The organism is Aurantivibrio plasticivorans (assembly GCF_055392955.1).
In genome coordinates this window covers 2,747,956-2,762,100 of record NZ_AP036020.1, presented here as the reverse complement: position 1 = coordinate 2,762,100, position 14,145 = coordinate 2,747,956, and the positions used below count along the sequence as shown (strand labels likewise).

Below are 14,145 nucleotides of genomic sequence, written 5' to 3'. Positions count from 1 at the left end.
GTTAAGAGTTGAAAAGCAACACGTAGTATCCGATGTAACTCAACAGTAATAGTGATCCAATCAATTTACCCAGATGGCCGTGCTCACGTTTGCCTTTGAGCTTGAAGTCGATGACTACCGCTACAAACAGGAAAAGTGTTAGGCCTAGCATCATCAGGTAGTCGCGAGTGAATACAGAGGCTTCCATTGCTTCCAAGCCAACAATCCCTGGGATCGACATCACCGTCAGAATATTGAATAGATTAGAGCCGACAATGTTGCCGAGCGCGATGTCATGATGGCCCTTGATCGCGCTCACTACTGATGCGGCTAATTCTGGCAGGCTGGTACCCACAGCGACGACGGTCAAGCCTATCACCAGCGAACTTACCCCGAAGTGGGTGGCGATGCGCGTTGCCCCGTAAACAAGCGCATCTGAACTAGCGATTAGCAGCACCAGCCCGATGACAAACCATATGGCGGCTGCCGCATTATTCATGTTGGGGATGTCTTCATCCTCTGCGTCTTCTGGATGAGACTTTTTGTAACGGATCATTGCGTAGATGATAGGAATGATGAGCACGATCAACACCGCGCCTTCCCATAGTACTAATTGCCGATCATAAAGAAATACACCGGCTAGCAAGGTCACAAGCAGCAGCGCTGGAAACTCTTGGGTAAGAATGTGCTTTTGAATGGGGATGGCTGCGATTAGCGCGGTAATTGATAGAACCAGCCCGATATTGGCGATGTTTGAGCCGAGAGCATTTCCGACAGCCAGGGCTCCTTCGCCGTCCAGCGATGCGTTGACAGAGACCAAAATCTCTGGCGCAGAGGTTCCAAGGGATACGATCGTCAAGCCAATCACGAGCTTGGATATTCCGAAATTCGAGGCGATGGCGGCGCTACCTGCAACAAAGCGGTCTGCACTCCAAACTAAGCCTGCGATACCAAGAATGACTGCTAGCCAAGCGTAGACTAGTTCGCTCATAGAGTAACCCGTGATGATTTTGTGAATGGTGAAGCGGCTTCGTTCCGCAAAGGGGGCGCAAATGGTATAGTGCGGCCCGCAAAAAGTCAGCAATATCTCGATAAATGCGCGTTGGTGGGTAAAACTTATCCCGAGCAGAAGCCTCTAAAGCGACTAATGAGAGACGAGCTATAGAGGTCTGCACTCGCACTGGAAATTCGTGAGCTAATCAAAGGAGCCACACATGATATTACTTGAAGCTAAAAAATCATTACGTGCTGATATGTACGTCAACCGAGTTGCGTCTCTACTCAGTGCAGTTATGGCCGTGTTTATGCTGGCATTGGGCGCAGCAACAGTCCATGCGGAGAGTGCATCAACGGCGCATGTTCTAGCGGAAGATGTCAAAAATGACCTTATTGCCGTGATCAAGAAGAAAGAATCGTTAGAGCAAGAAGGTGGCCCAGAAAAATACTACGCCGAGATCGAGGCTGTGTTAGTGCCAGTGGTTGATTTTGGCTACATCTCGCGAGGGGTGATGGGGAAATACGTCAAATCGGCCTCGGATTCGCAAAAAGCCTCGTTTGCTAAGACCTTTCAGCAGGGTTTGGTGACAACTTATGGTAAAGGGTTGGCCGGATATGCTGACCATGACATCCAGGTATTACCCCCGGAAGGTGATGTGACAGGCAAGCGCTCTTTAAGCGTCGTATTGCGTGTACAAGGTGGTGATACCACGAATATTCTGTCGTTCTCTATGAAGCAAAACCGCGATAAAGAATGGAAGATTACCAATATGATTCTTAATGGAATTAATTTGGGTAAAACGTTCCGCAATCAGTTTGATCAGGCAATGCAAAAATCCGGTAATCTCGATCAAGTGATTGCTGATTGGCGGGTATAAGCTGCTGCAATGGCAGTCGCACATAGGCGCATGGCGTTCACTAGGGTAAAATACCGCGACTGCCAGCATTGGCTTCAACCGTAGTCGAGAGACAACTTAATAGATTTAATTAATGAGGCCCAATTGTGGAATCTTCTGAAATACAAGAATTGTTGGAAAATCAAATACCTGGCTGTCGCGCACAGGTGGAGACAGACGGCTCCCATGTGAACGTGATGATTGTCAGCACGGCATTTGAGGGCCTAAATACGCTCAAAAAGCAGCAGTTAGTCTACGGTGCGTTTGGTGATTTAATCTCCAATGGCACTATCCATGCCGTTCATATGAAGACCTATACCCCCGCCGAATGGCAAGCCGAACACGCATAACTCCGCGTGACATCAAGTATTAGTTCACCTAGCTGATCCCACAGATATTTGCACCCAGCGTCTTTTTTCATGGACGATATTGGCTAGTGGCATAGTAAACGCAAAATAGGATTTCAATGGATAAGTTAATTATTACCGGCGGCGGCCCTTTAAACGGCGAAGTATGGATTTCCGGCGCTAAAAACTCGGGCCTCCCCATTTTGGCTGCGAGCTTGTTGGCCGATGGTCCAATGCACGTCTGCAACCTGCCTCATCTCAATGACATCACCACGATGCTAGCGCTGCTGCGCTGCATGGGTGTTAGCGTGACGATTCACGAAAAAATGCGTGTAGAAATTGACCCTACGACGATCACCGATTTTTCGGCACCGTACGATCTTGTAAAAACAATGCGTGCGTCGATCTTGGTTTTGGGACCGCTATTGTCGAGGTTTGGGACTGCCAATGTGTCATTCCCTGGTGGTTGTGCGATTGGTAGCCGCCCGGTAGATATTCACCTTCGCGGATTGGAAGCGATGGGCGCAACTATCGAAGTTGATTCCGGCTATATACGAGCAACCAGTAAAGGTCGTTTAAAAGGTGCCCATATATTTATGGATACCGTCACGGTTGGCGGCACCGAAAACCTAATGATGGCTGCTGTGTTAGCTGAAGGGAAAACGACACTTGAAAATGCCGCGCGAGAGCCGGAAGTCGTTGATTTGGCAAACTGCCTAGTGGCCATGGGAGCCAATATCGAAGGTATCGGTAGTGCGACGCTGGTAATTCATGGCGTAGAGCGACTTCACGCTACGGAATACGCGGTGATGTCTGACCGGATTGAGACGGGTACGTTTCTTACTGCCGCCGCAGCCTCACGCGGGCGCGTTATGCTAAAGGGCACACGAGAAGATATTCTGGAAGCGGTTTTGTTAAAGCTTGAAGAAGCCGGAGCCCATATTAATACTGGGCCTGATTGGATTGAGCTTGATATGAAGGGAAACCGTCCTAAAGCGGTAAACCTTAAAACAGCACCGTATCCTGCGTTCCCCACCGATATGCAAGCTCAGTTTACTGCAATGAACGCGGTGGCCGAAGGCACCGGTGCTGTGACTGAAACGATTTTCGAAAATCGCCTAATCCAGGTTAACGAGCTGAACCGGATGGGTGCAAATATTACGCTGGAAGGCAATACGGCAATTGTTAAAGGTGTTGAGTCGTTAAAGGGTGCGCCGGTTATGGCAACGGATCTGCGTGCGTCAGCTAGTCTTGTGATTGCTGGTATGATCGCACAAGGTGAAACCATCGTTGATCGTATCTATCATATTGATCGCGGTTACGAATGTATTGAAGAGAAATTACAATTGTTGGGTGCGAACATTCGTCGCGTTCCAGACTAATCTCAGCAAAAACTTACGAAGAAGAGATGGAAAAGTTAATCATCGCGCTCACTAAGGGGCGCATTCTTAAAGAGACCTTGCCGATTCTTGCCAAAGCAGGTATCGAGCCGGTCGAAGATATTTCTAAAAGTCGCAAATTAATTTTTCCGACTAACCTGCCGCACGTCAGCCTGGTTGTTTTGCGCGGTAGTGATGTAGCTACCTATGTTGAATTTGGTGCGGCTGATATAGGCGTTTCCGGCAAGGACACATTATTAGAGCATGGTGCTAACGGTATTTATGAGCCCTTAGATTTGGGTATCGCAAAATGCCGCTTGATGACAGCGGGCATAAAAGGTAAGTCGTTACCGCACGGACGAATCAAAGTGGCGACTAAGTATGTCAATGTGGCTAAGCAATACTACGCTGCTCAAGGTCGTCAAGCCGATATTATTAAGCTCTATGGCGCGATGGAGCTGGCTCCGATCATGCATTTGGCTGATGAAATTGTCGACATTGTTGATACTGGAAACACGCTAAAAGCGAATGGTTTGGAGCCGCGAGATCATATAGCGGATATTAGTTCGAGAATTATCGTCAACAAGGCATCCATGAAAACCAAGCACAGCCAAATTCAAACGTTACTTGAGGCGTTTGAGTCTGCCGTTGGGTCAAATGCCTAGCTAGGTTGTCTATATCCTTTGCTGGAAAACTTTATGTCACCATCTTCCATGATTAAGCGCCTCTCCACGGCCGACGCGGATTTCGATTCGCAATTATCAGAACTAGTTTCATTCGACGACAGCGTTGCGGATGAGGTAGAGCAGACGGTAAAAAATATTATTGCCGATGTTAAAACACGTGGCGACCAAGCCGTCGTTGAATACACCAATCGTTTTGATCGTATGAGTGCAACGTCTGTCGCCGATTTAGTGATCGGATCTGCAGAGCTGCAGGCTGCCTTATCTCGAATCCCCGCGGATATGCGCTCCGCCTTAGAACAGGCAGCTGCCAGAATAGAAACCTACCATCAACACCAAGTCGCCAGTACGTGGCAGTACACAGAAGATGATGGAACTATTCTCGGCCAAAAAGTAACGCCGATGGATCGCGTAGGTTTGTACGTTCCCGGGGGTAAGGCTGCATATCCATCATCGGTTCTAATGAACGCAATGCCTGCTAAAGTTGCCGGAGTAAAAGAAGTCGTCTTAGTTTCACCGACACCAGATGATGTCATTAACGACGCTGTGCTTGCGGCGGCCGCGATTGCTGGTATTGATAAGGTGGTCCGTGTTGGTGGTGCGCAGGCGGTTGCCGCATTGGCTTATGGGACAGAAACAATTCCGCGAGTAGATAAAATTGTTGGCCCAGGAAATATTTTTGTGGCGACAGCGAAGCGTCAGGTGTTTGGCCAAGTAGCGATCGACATGATTGCCGGTCCGTCAGAAATATTAGTGATTTGCGACGGAAATACCGATCCTGACTGGATAGCGATGGATCTTTGTTCGCAAGCTGAGCATGATGAAATCGCCCAAGCAATATTAATTTCTCCCGATGCGGGCTATCTCGATCGTGTCCAGGCCAGCCTAGAAAAACTAATTCCGGACTTGCAGCGCAGTACTATCGCCGCACAGTCGTTAGCTGCTCGTGGTGCACTCATTAAAGTTGCGGATTTGGACGAAGCGATTCAACTGAGTAATCGCATTGCGCCGGAGCATTTAGAATTGTCGATAGAAAATCCGGACGCGGCCTTAGAAAAAATCACCCATGCTGGCGCCATTTTTATGGGACGTTATACACCGGAAGCTTTAGGTGACTACTGCGCTGGGCCGAACCACGTGCTGCCGACCTCAGGTACGGCACGATTTAGCTCGCCGCTAGGGGTTTACGATTTTCAAAAGCGTTCTTCAATTATTAATTGCTCACCGGCCGGAGCATCAGAGTTAGCTAAAGTAGCCTCTGTGCTTGCAAGGGGGGAGTCGCTTGAGGCGCACGCTCGCTCGGCGGAATATCGGATTAAAAGCTAGTTGCTTTCAATTAATTATTTGGCGTTTGCGGCTTGGTCGCTCGACTCTCGGGTTGTGGTCAAATTGGCAACGCCAAGTGTTACAAGTACAACCCCTGGCTGGCCATTTCTCCATACTTCAATTTCAACTGAATCCCCAGGCTTGCCTTTAGCAATCTCTCTTGCCATTAAGCTGCCATCTTCCTCAAACGGCTGACTATTTACGCGTGTTATTACATCACCAGGCAGAATCCCGGCGATGTGAGCGGGTGATTCTTGGTCGATTCGCGTTACGATCAATCCATTGGTAAAGCTTAACCCTAGAGAGCGCGCCATTTTGGGGGTGAGTGGTCTGGCGCGGACACCTAAGTAGCCATGCACAGATTTGTTGAACTCGATAATATCGTTGAGAATCTCGACGGCTGTATTGGCAGGAATGGCAAATCCGATACCAATAGACTCACCGGACTGGCTACCGATAATCGCAGTGTTGATACCAAGCAAGTTCCCGTAGACGTCTACCAATGCACCGCCTGAGTTTCCAGGATTAATGGCCGCGTCAGTTTGGATGTAAGATTGAACACCGTCGCGCGTTTTGCCTAAGCGTCCGGTTGCACTAATAATGCCTTGCGTCACTGATTGGCCGAAACCAAATGGATTGCCAATCGCGAGCACGACATCGCCCACCTGGATCTGCTCTGGGTAACCAATGTTGATCGGGGTGAGGTCCTCCAAGTCTATTTTTAACACCGCTAGATCGGTATCGGTGTCCGCACCGATTGCGGTGGCGGCTACTTGGCGGCCATCTTGAAGAAAGACAAAATATTCATCTGCGCCACTGATAACGTGGTGGTTAGTGAGAATGTATCCCTCATTGCTCACAATAACGCCAGAGCCCATAGACGATAATATCCGGCGCTGCTCGGGTGGCTCGGAGAAATTGAAGTACTGACGGAAAATTGGGTCATCCAACAGTGGGTGGCGTGGTCTTGGCTTGGTTGTGTAGATGTTCACTACAGCCGGCGCTGCGCGGTTTACGGCGTCAGCATAGCTAACAGGGCCTGTAACGCCATAGGAGGGCGTGAGGGGTTGCTGAGGAGTTAGAGTCGCTGCAGGCTGGCTTGCGTCGTTGTGTTGGTGCGTGAAAAACCAGTCCGGTTTTGCCAATATGATGAAAATAGCGACTAACAATCCGCCAGCAACAGGCCAAGCGGAAAACTCGACGAAGCGCTTAAGAAACTTAGGCATAGTGTTGCTCTGATGCAGGGAAATAGAATGTGCTCAACAATTTAGCTATGCCTTCTCTGTTTCGTTGCTTTTAGTTTCTTCATTGTCAGTTGAGGAAGTGTGCGCACTGGCGACATCTTTTTCCTGCTCTGATGGCTCGGCCTCAGCGGTTGCTTCTGCATCATCTGCAGCGCGACTTAGGTCTCTGCTGGGGTCGCTACTGGGGCCGCTATTTGGGTTGGAGGCTTCATCGCCAGATGGGGCCGGTGGTGGGCTGTCAGCTGAGGCAGGTTCATTGTTGTTGGTCTCTAAAAATTGCTGTCCTACAGCGGGAGACGTCAGCTTAATGGCGCTCTGTGCTAGGTGGTCGTGCACGTCTTTATAGCTTGCTGTGAGTTTGTTGACTCGTTTTGCCGTTTCAGCAAAAGTGTCGGTGACTTCTGCCTGGTAGTCTTTGAGTTCCTGTTGTGCTTGTTTGAGCTGTTCCTCCAATAGTTTTCGCTGAGTACTGGATGGCCCAACTCGCTGGCTTAACAGCGCGCCGACAACCCCGCCAGCGATGAAGGCGAATAGCAGTAAAAACACAACAGTTCCTATACTCACAAGGTGCTCCTTAATTGACTGCGATAGGTGGCGTTACGGGTAGATTGTCATTGCAATGCCGTGGGTTGTTGGACCGTATTATACGAGATCTGGGGTAACTCTAAACCATTCGTCGTCGCAGATTGGTGAATTTTCCTGTTGCCACAAGTCTTGCTCAAAAATCAGCGAGCAGCTAAAGTGCGCGCCGTCTGCAGGCAACAAGACGGGCGTGAGCTGACTAGTTTGCCGTTCCCTTTTTGATCGCTCAGAAATAGATGGTTCCACTTATGTCACAATCACCGCTTGAACGCTACCACGAGGACTTAGCGCGGCCTGGCTTTCAGCGTGACCCTGTTCAAGCAATGGTGGTGGAGCATCTGCAAGATCTTTATGACAGGCTATTGCAAGCGCCACCTCCGGTGACAGGCTTTCGCCGTTGGTTGGGTAATTGGTCGGGGCGAAATGTCTCATCTCCTGTGCAAGGGTTGTATTTGTGGGGAGGGGTAGGTCGAGGCAAGACCTATTTAATGGACACCTTTTACGACAGTTTGCCGTTTGAAGACAAAATGCGAGCGCACTTTCACCGGTTTATGCGGCGTGTGCACCAGGAGCTGAAGTCGTTAGCGGGAGAGCAGGACCCGTTAAAGCAAGTGGCGGAACGCCTTAGTCGGGAAACGCGTATCATTTGTTTCGACGAATTCTTTGTCTCGGATATAACTGATGCAATGTTGCTGGCGACCTTGTTGCAGGAGCTCTTTGCAAGAGGTGTGGCGCTGGTTGCAACCTCAAATATAGCGCCAGAAGGGCTCTATAAAGATGGCTTGCAGCGTGTGCGCTTTTTACCGGCAATTGATTTGCTTCAGCAGCACACCAAAGTTGTACATGTCGATAGTGCGACAGATTATCGCTTGCGCGCCCTTGAACAGGCCGAGTTGTATCATGCGCCTTTGGATGAAGATGCAGATCAGAGCTTGATGCGGAGCTTCGTTAGCCTGGTACCAGAGCATGCTGATATCGCTGAGCATACGTCTCTGGATGTTGAGGGGCGGCCCATTGTGGCTCGACAGGAGGCCGAGGATGTCGTTTGGTTCGACTTTCTGGCGATTTGCGACGGCCCTCGCTCGCAAAACGACTATATTGAGATAGCGCGGGAGTATCACGCAGTGGTTGTCTCTGGCGTCCCTCAGTTCAGTGCAAAGATCGATGATCAGGCGCGGCGGTTTATCAATCTTGTCGATGAATTCTATGATCGCAACGTCAAGCTAGTGCTTTCTGCTGCTGTACCATTAGCGGATTTGTATCAAGGAGGCAGATTGGCTTTTGAGTTTGAGCGTACGGTGAGTCGCTTGCTAGAGATGCAGAGTCATGAGTATCTGGCACGACCACATAGACCCTAATAATTTATAGGCTTGTCCCCAGACGTGAGTGCGTTGAGCGTGTTCCCTAAATACCTGTGAAATAACGTATTTAGTCCTTGAAAACCATGAACCGCTTATGTAGTATTCGCGCTCTTTTGTGGGAAGGCCCCATTCGTAAGGCAGAATTATCATGAAAACCATCAGTGCTAAGCCTGAAACCGTCAAACGAGACTGGTTCATAGTCGATGCCGCAGGTAAAACTCTCGGCCGTATGGCTGCAGAAATTGCAAGCCGTTTACGTGGCAAGCATAAGCCTGAATATACGCCGCACGTAGACACTGGCGATTACATCGTTGTAATCAACGCCAAGCAAGTCCGTGTGACTGGTAATAAGGCAAATGACAAAATGTATCACCGCCACACTGGTTACCCAGGTGGTTTGAAATCGATTAACTTTAACGACTTGGTTGATAAAGCGCCTGAGCGTGTTATCCAATCAGCGGTAAAAGGCATGCTTCCGAAAGGACCGCTTGGCCGCGCGATGTTCAAGAAGTTAAAAATTTATGCTGGTAGCGAGCATCCGCATGCTGCGCAGCAACCACAAGAACTCAACATCTAGTCACTGACAGCGAAAGGGTCACCATGGCAGATCAACATTACGGCACTGGCCGTCGCAAAACGTCGACAGCTCGTGTATTCATCCAGCAAGGTGCTGGTGCAATTAGCATTAACGGTCGTTCACTAGACGATTACTTCGGTCGTGAAGTAGCGCGTATGATCGTTCGTCAACCACTTGAACTGCTCGATATGACTGAGAAGTTCGACATCAAAGTGACGGTTAAAGGTGGCGGTAGCTTCGGTCAAGCCGGTGCAATTCGTCATGGTTTGACGCGTGCATTGATGGCATACGACGAAAGCTTGCGCCCAGAGTTGCGTCAGGCTGGTTACGTGACTCGTGACGCTCGTGAAGTTGAGCGTAAGAAAGTGGGTCTTCGTAAAGCACGTAAGCGTCCACAGTTCTCAAAACGTTAATACGTTATTTACCCTATTGGTATGCAAAAGCTTCAAGCGCCCAGGCCTATGTCAGGCTGGGCGCTTTTTTGTGCCTAAAATTTGTGCCGCAGAGATAAAAAACTGACTACTGACAAGGGTTTACCTTGTCTCTTGGTGTCATTTTCTTTAACATGTTGCGGCTTTTTTTGGGGATATTTCCGTATTTCGGCAAGTTTCCGAAAGTCGGATGTTAGGTTATCTATATTTCATCGCTGTAATGGGAGAGCAACGTCATGAGTAATGACGGCATCAACAACCAGCGCCGCCGCTTCCTTACCGTGGGTACCTCAGTTGTAGGTGCTGCCGGTGTAGTTGGGGTCGCTGTGCCATTTGTGGGTTCTTGGAACCCAAGCGCGAAGGCGCGAGCTGCTGGTGCGCCAGTAAAAGTTAATATCAGCAAACTTGAGGCCGATTCGATGATGACGGTCGAATGGCGGGGTTTCCCGGTATTTATCGTTCGACGTTCGGCGGCAGCACTTGAAAACATTACAAAAATGAATGAACAAGTCGCTGATCCACAGTCCGCTGCAGCTGATAGTAAGCAGCCAACCTACGCGACCAACGAATATCGCTCTACCAAACCTGAAATCATGGTGTTTAAGGCCATCTGTACTCACCTTGGGTGTGTGCCTCAGTACTGGGATATCAACTTCCCAGGTGCTGGTGATGATTGGCTTGGTGGTTTCTTCTGCCCATGTCACGGTTCGAAGTTTGATTTAGCCGGACGTGTATTCAAAAGCGTACCTGCGCCTTCTAACCTAGAAGTCCCTCCTTATCGTTACGAAAGCGACAACGTGATTGTCATTGGTGAAGATCCAGAGGGGGCAAGCGCATGAGTAAGTGGCTTTTAGATTTATGGGGTTGGGTGGATGCCCGTTTACCTGTGCAACGTGCATGGGATACCCACATGGCGAAATACTACGCTCCGAAGAACTTTAATTTCTGGTATCTCTTCGGCGTTCTTTCTCTTCTTGTTCTTGTAAACCAACTACTGACTGGTATTTGGTTGACCATGAACTTCGAACCTTCAGCTGAAGGCGCGTTTGCTTCTGTTGAATACATCATGCGTGATGTGCCTTATGGTGACATCTTGCGCTATATGCATTCCACGGGAGCCTCGGCGTTCTTCATTGTTGTCTACATGCATATGTTCCGCGGCCTAATGTACGGTTCGTACCGTGCGCCACGTGAATTGCTGTGGATCTTCGGTATGTTCATTTATGTTGCGCTGATGGCCGAAGCCTTCTTCGGTTACGTATTGCCTTGGGGCAACATGTCATACTGGGGTGCACAGGTAATTGTGAACTTGCTAGCAGCGATTCCTGTTGTCGGTGAAGATTTAGCGATCTGGTTCCGTGGAGACTTCTTGATCTCTGGTGCGACCCTTAACCGCTTCTTCGCGCTTCACGTTGTGGCTCTGCCAATCGTGTTGATCATCCTTGTGTTCTTGCACATCTTGGCATTGCACGAAGTGGGTTCAAATAACCCAGACGGTATCGAAATTAAGAAGAACAAAGACGAAAACGGTATTCCTAAAGATGGTATTCCGTTCTTCCCATACTACTTGCCAGTACATGACTTGGTAGGTGTTGCGGTCTTCTTGTTGGCGTTCTCCTATGTGATGTTCTTCGTGCCTGAATTCGGTGGTTTCTTCATTGAGTACGCTAACTTCGAGCAAGCGAACCCGCTTAAAACGCCTGAGCACATTGCACCGGTTTGGTATTTCACACCGTTCTACTCGATGTTGCGTGCAGTAACTTTTGACATCGGTCCTTTGAACTCTAAGTTCCTAGGTTTCGTTGTTATGGGTGCCGCCATTGCTATCTTGTTCGTATTGCCATGGCTAGATCGCAGTAAAGTGAAATCAATCCGTTACAAAGGTTGGTTCAGCCGAATTGCTCTGATCGTATTTGCATCTGCTTTCGTTATTTTGGGCGTGCTAGGTGTGAAGTCACCCACTGCAGAGCGTTCAGCGTTAGCGCAGATTTGTACCGTGATTTACTTTGCTTACTTCATTGGTATGCCATTCTGGACAAGTCGTGAGAAGACATTGCCTGAGCCAGAGCGCGTGCGCATGAAAGGATTGCCTCTGCCCATCGTGTGGGCTGGCGTAGCGCTCTTCGCTGTATTGGTGTTCTTACCATTGAAAGCTGTAGGCGCGGAAAGTGCTTACGCGTGTGGCACCATTCCTTGTGATGAGTTTGAAGCAAACTTCGATGATAAAGCGTCATTGCAGCGAGGTGCTAAGTGGTACGACAACTACTGCTTTGGTTGCCACTCATTGAAGTACTCTCGTTACGAGCGTGTCGCGGATGATTTAGAGATTCCACATGAAATCATGATGGATACGTTGGTTCCTGACGACCTGAGCACTAACGAAACAGGTAAAATTGGTAACTTGATGGACATAGCCATGCCTGCTGATAAAGCGAAAGCATGGTTTGGTGCAACACCACCCGATTTAACCCTAGAAGCTCGTCTACGTCGCCCTGAGTGGTTGTATACTTACCTTCGTAACTTTTACAAGGACGACAGCCGAGCGACTGGTGTAAATAATCGTGTTTTTGACAAGGTTGCTATGCCTCATGTCATGGTCGAATTGCAGGGCCTCCTAGAGTGCGCTCCTGGTCCCCAAGTGGATTCTCATGGCAAACCTGTGCGTGATGAGAATGGTGAGCCAGTCACTACATCTTGTGGAACCTTGGCGGCTGGCGGGGAAAAAGGCTCGTTAAGCACTGAAGAATTTGATCAAGCGATATATGACCTTGTGAACTACATGGTCTACGTCGCCGAGCCAGGTGCAGCAAACCGTAAGCATACTGGTGTTTACGTCCTGCTCTTCTTGGGCGTATTTCTAATATTCACGTTGTTGCTTAATCGTGAATACTGGCGCGATCTTCACTAAGTTTTGTCGACCAAATATAGCGAAATAGCGAAAGTGGAAAAATAGTTACCCACTTGAACCAAGGCGGCCTCCAGTGATGGAGTGTCGCCTTTTGTCTCTCAACTCTCCATTGGTTTTTGTTAAAAGGTGATCTACATGAGTGGTGCCGTCACTAAGCGCTCTTCAATGACTTATTTTTCAGATGGACGCGATCATTACAGTCATCGCGTCCGAATAGTGCTAGCGGAAAAAGGCGTCTCGGTCGATATTATCGATGTAGATCCTAAAGATACGCCAGAAGAGTTATCGGAGTTGAATCCGTATAATTCGCTGCCAACGCTAGTTGATCGTGAGTTGGTGCTTTATGAGTCGAAGGTAATGATGGAGTACTTGGACGAACGCTTTCCGCACCCTCCATTACTTCCCGTTTACCCTGTAGCCCGTGCTCAAAGCCGTTTGTGGATGCACCGTATCGAAAAGGATTGGTGCCCATTGGTTGATATTATCATTAACGGTAAAAGCAAAGAGGCCGTCGATAAAGCGCGCAAAGAACTCCAGGATAGCCTGGTTACTATCGCGCCAATTTTCCAAGAAATGCCTTATTTCATGAGCGAAGAATTTACCATTGTGGATTGTTGCTTAGCACCGATTTTGTGGCGCTTAGAAAGCCTGGGAATTCGTTTGCCCTCTAGCAAACAGACCAAGCCGCTAGAAGCATACATGGAGCGCATGTTTGCGAGAGAGGCTTTTCAAGAGAGCCTAACGGAATATGAAAGAGAGATGCGTTTAGTTTAAATAATTGAACTAATGGCATAAAACGTAGGGTAGTGCGGTTTTAGCGCTACTCTACTCCTCCCACCGTCTGATGTTACTTTGGGTACCTCTTAACATGTCAATGACTTCCAGTCGCCCCTACATGATCCGCGCGCTTTACGAGTGGATAGTCGACAACAAAAACACCCCGTATTTGTTGGTTGATGCAATGGCTGATGGAGTGGCTGTTCCGCAAGATTTCGTCAATAAAGACGGTCAAATTGTTCTCAATATCGCACCGAGTGCAGTTCGTGATTTGTTGTTAAGCAACGAAAGCGTCACGTTTAATGCAAGATTTGGTGGTGTACCTACCGATATTTTTGTTCCTTGCCATGCCGTGCTGGGCATCTACGCGCGTGAAAACGGTCAAGGTATGATCTTTGAGCCAGAAACCAACCCCGCTCCCGAACCTCCCAATAATGATAATGATCCAGGGCCGACTAGACCGCTAACTAGCAAGCGTCCATCGTTAAAAGTAGTGAAGTAACTTTCGCTGCGCTCAATTCAAAGTTAGATCCCACGGAAACTGCCAATAAATGGTTGGCTGTTCGGAATGGCTGTGGCCTGTTGATTAAAGCAAGCCATGTGTTAGAGCTGTCCGCTTCGGGTGAAGCAGTGCCCAATAGGCGAATGACGACCTGGTG

At 48.9% G+C, this 14,145-nt stretch carries 15 protein-coding genes; 12 read left to right on the top strand and 3 right to left on the bottom strand.

What is annotated here, in order from left to right:
- Window position 1 precedes the first annotated feature (1 nt).
- Window positions 2-970: a calcium/sodium antiporter gene (locus tag ACZ5NB_RS12400; protein WP_460233933.1), complete on the bottom strand. Its 969-nt coding sequence runs from the start codon at window positions 968-970 to the stop codon at window positions 2-4.
- Window positions 971-1,193: 223 nt separating this feature from the next.
- Here ACZ5NB_RS12400 and ACZ5NB_RS12395 point away from each other — a divergent pair, with 223 nt between their 5' ends.
- The 5 genes from ACZ5NB_RS12395 (at window position 1,194) to hisD (ending at window position 5,606) form a co-directional block, all read left to right on the top strand.
- Window positions 1,194-1,853: an MlaC/ttg2D family ABC transporter substrate-binding protein gene (locus ACZ5NB_RS12395; RefSeq protein WP_460233932.1), complete on the top strand. Its 660-nt coding sequence runs from the start codon at window positions 1,194-1,196 to the stop codon at window positions 1,851-1,853.
- Between the two features lie 125 nt (window positions 1,854-1,978).
- On the top strand, window positions 1,979-2,221 hold the full coding sequence (locus ACZ5NB_RS12390) for a BolA family protein (protein WP_460233931.1): 243 nt from the start codon (window positions 1,979-1,981) through the stop codon (window positions 2,219-2,221).
- A gap of 116 nt (window positions 2,222-2,337) precedes the next feature.
- A complete protein-coding gene (gene murA, locus ACZ5NB_RS12385; RefSeq protein WP_460233930.1) occupies window positions 2,338-3,600 on the top strand; it encodes a UDP-N-acetylglucosamine 1-carboxyvinyltransferase in 1,263 nt (420 codons plus the stop codon).
- A gap of 26 nt (window positions 3,601-3,626) precedes the next feature.
- The gene (gene hisG, locus ACZ5NB_RS12380; protein ID WP_460233929.1) at window positions 3,627-4,262 is read left to right on the top strand and encodes an ATP phosphoribosyltransferase; all 636 of its coding nucleotides are present in this window, start codon (window positions 3,627-3,629) and stop codon (window positions 4,260-4,262) included.
- Between the two features lie 33 nt (window positions 4,263-4,295).
- Window positions 4,296-5,606 carry a histidinol dehydrogenase gene (gene hisD, locus ACZ5NB_RS12375; RefSeq protein ID WP_460239080.1) on the top strand — a complete coding sequence of 437 codons (1,311 nt, stop codon included), beginning with the start codon at window positions 4,296-4,298 and terminating at the stop codon, window positions 5,604-5,606.
- A gap of 14 nt (window positions 5,607-5,620) precedes the next feature.
- On the opposite strand, the gene ACZ5NB_RS12370 is transcribed toward hisD, so the two are convergent.
- Together ACZ5NB_RS12370 and ACZ5NB_RS12365 are read right to left on the bottom strand one after the other, a co-directional pair.
- Window positions 5,621-6,832, bottom strand: coding sequence for a S1C family serine protease (locus tag ACZ5NB_RS12370; RefSeq protein ID WP_460239079.1), 1,212 nt, complete (start codon window positions 6,830-6,832; stop codon window positions 5,621-5,623).
- Between the two features lie 45 nt (window positions 6,833-6,877).
- Window positions 6,878-7,414, bottom strand: a complete 537-nt coding sequence (locus tag ACZ5NB_RS12365) for a Z-ring associated ZapG family protein (protein ID WP_460239078.1) — start codon at window positions 7,412-7,414, stop codon at window positions 6,878-6,880.
- A 266-nt stretch (window positions 7,415-7,680) separates the two neighbouring features.
- Between ACZ5NB_RS12365 and zapE the strand changes: the two genes are divergently transcribed.
- From zapE to ACZ5NB_RS12330, 7 genes are all read left to right on the top strand, one after another.
- On the top strand, window positions 7,681-8,790 hold the full coding sequence (gene zapE, locus ACZ5NB_RS12360; RefSeq protein ID WP_460239077.1) for a cell division protein ZapE: 1,110 nt from the start codon (window positions 7,681-7,683) through the stop codon (window positions 8,788-8,790).
- A 151-nt stretch (window positions 8,791-8,941) separates the two neighbouring features.
- Window positions 8,942-9,370, top strand: coding sequence for a 50S ribosomal protein L13 (rplM, locus tag ACZ5NB_RS12355; protein ID WP_460239076.1), 429 nt, complete (start codon window positions 8,942-8,944; stop codon window positions 9,368-9,370).
- 23 nt (window positions 9,371-9,393) lie between these two features.
- Window positions 9,394-9,783: a 30S ribosomal protein S9 gene (gene rpsI, locus ACZ5NB_RS12350; RefSeq protein WP_460233923.1), complete on the top strand. Its 390-nt coding sequence runs from the start codon at window positions 9,394-9,396 to the stop codon at window positions 9,781-9,783.
- Window positions 9,784-10,037: 254 nt separating this feature from the next.
- Window positions 10,038-10,640: a ubiquinol-cytochrome c reductase iron-sulfur subunit gene (gene petA, locus ACZ5NB_RS12345; protein ID WP_460233922.1), complete on the top strand. Its 603-nt coding sequence runs from the start codon at window positions 10,038-10,040 to the stop codon at window positions 10,638-10,640.
- On the top strand, window positions 10,637-12,709 hold the full coding sequence (locus ACZ5NB_RS12340) for a ubiquinol-cytochrome c reductase (protein WP_460239075.1): 2,073 nt from the start codon (window positions 10,637-10,639) through the stop codon (window positions 12,707-12,709). Before petA ends, ACZ5NB_RS12340 begins: the two co-directional genes overlap by 4 nt.
- A 135-nt stretch (window positions 12,710-12,844) precedes the next feature.
- A complete protein-coding gene (gene sspA / locus ACZ5NB_RS12335) occupies window positions 12,845-13,483 on the top strand; it encodes a stringent starvation protein SspA (RefSeq protein ID WP_460233920.1) in 639 nt (212 codons plus the stop codon).
- Window positions 13,484-13,577: 94 nt separating this feature from the next.
- On the top strand, window positions 13,578-13,988 hold the full coding sequence (locus ACZ5NB_RS12330; protein WP_460233919.1) for a ClpXP protease specificity-enhancing factor: 411 nt from the start codon (window positions 13,578-13,580) through the stop codon (window positions 13,986-13,988).
- Window positions 13,989-14,145 lie beyond the last annotated feature (157 nt).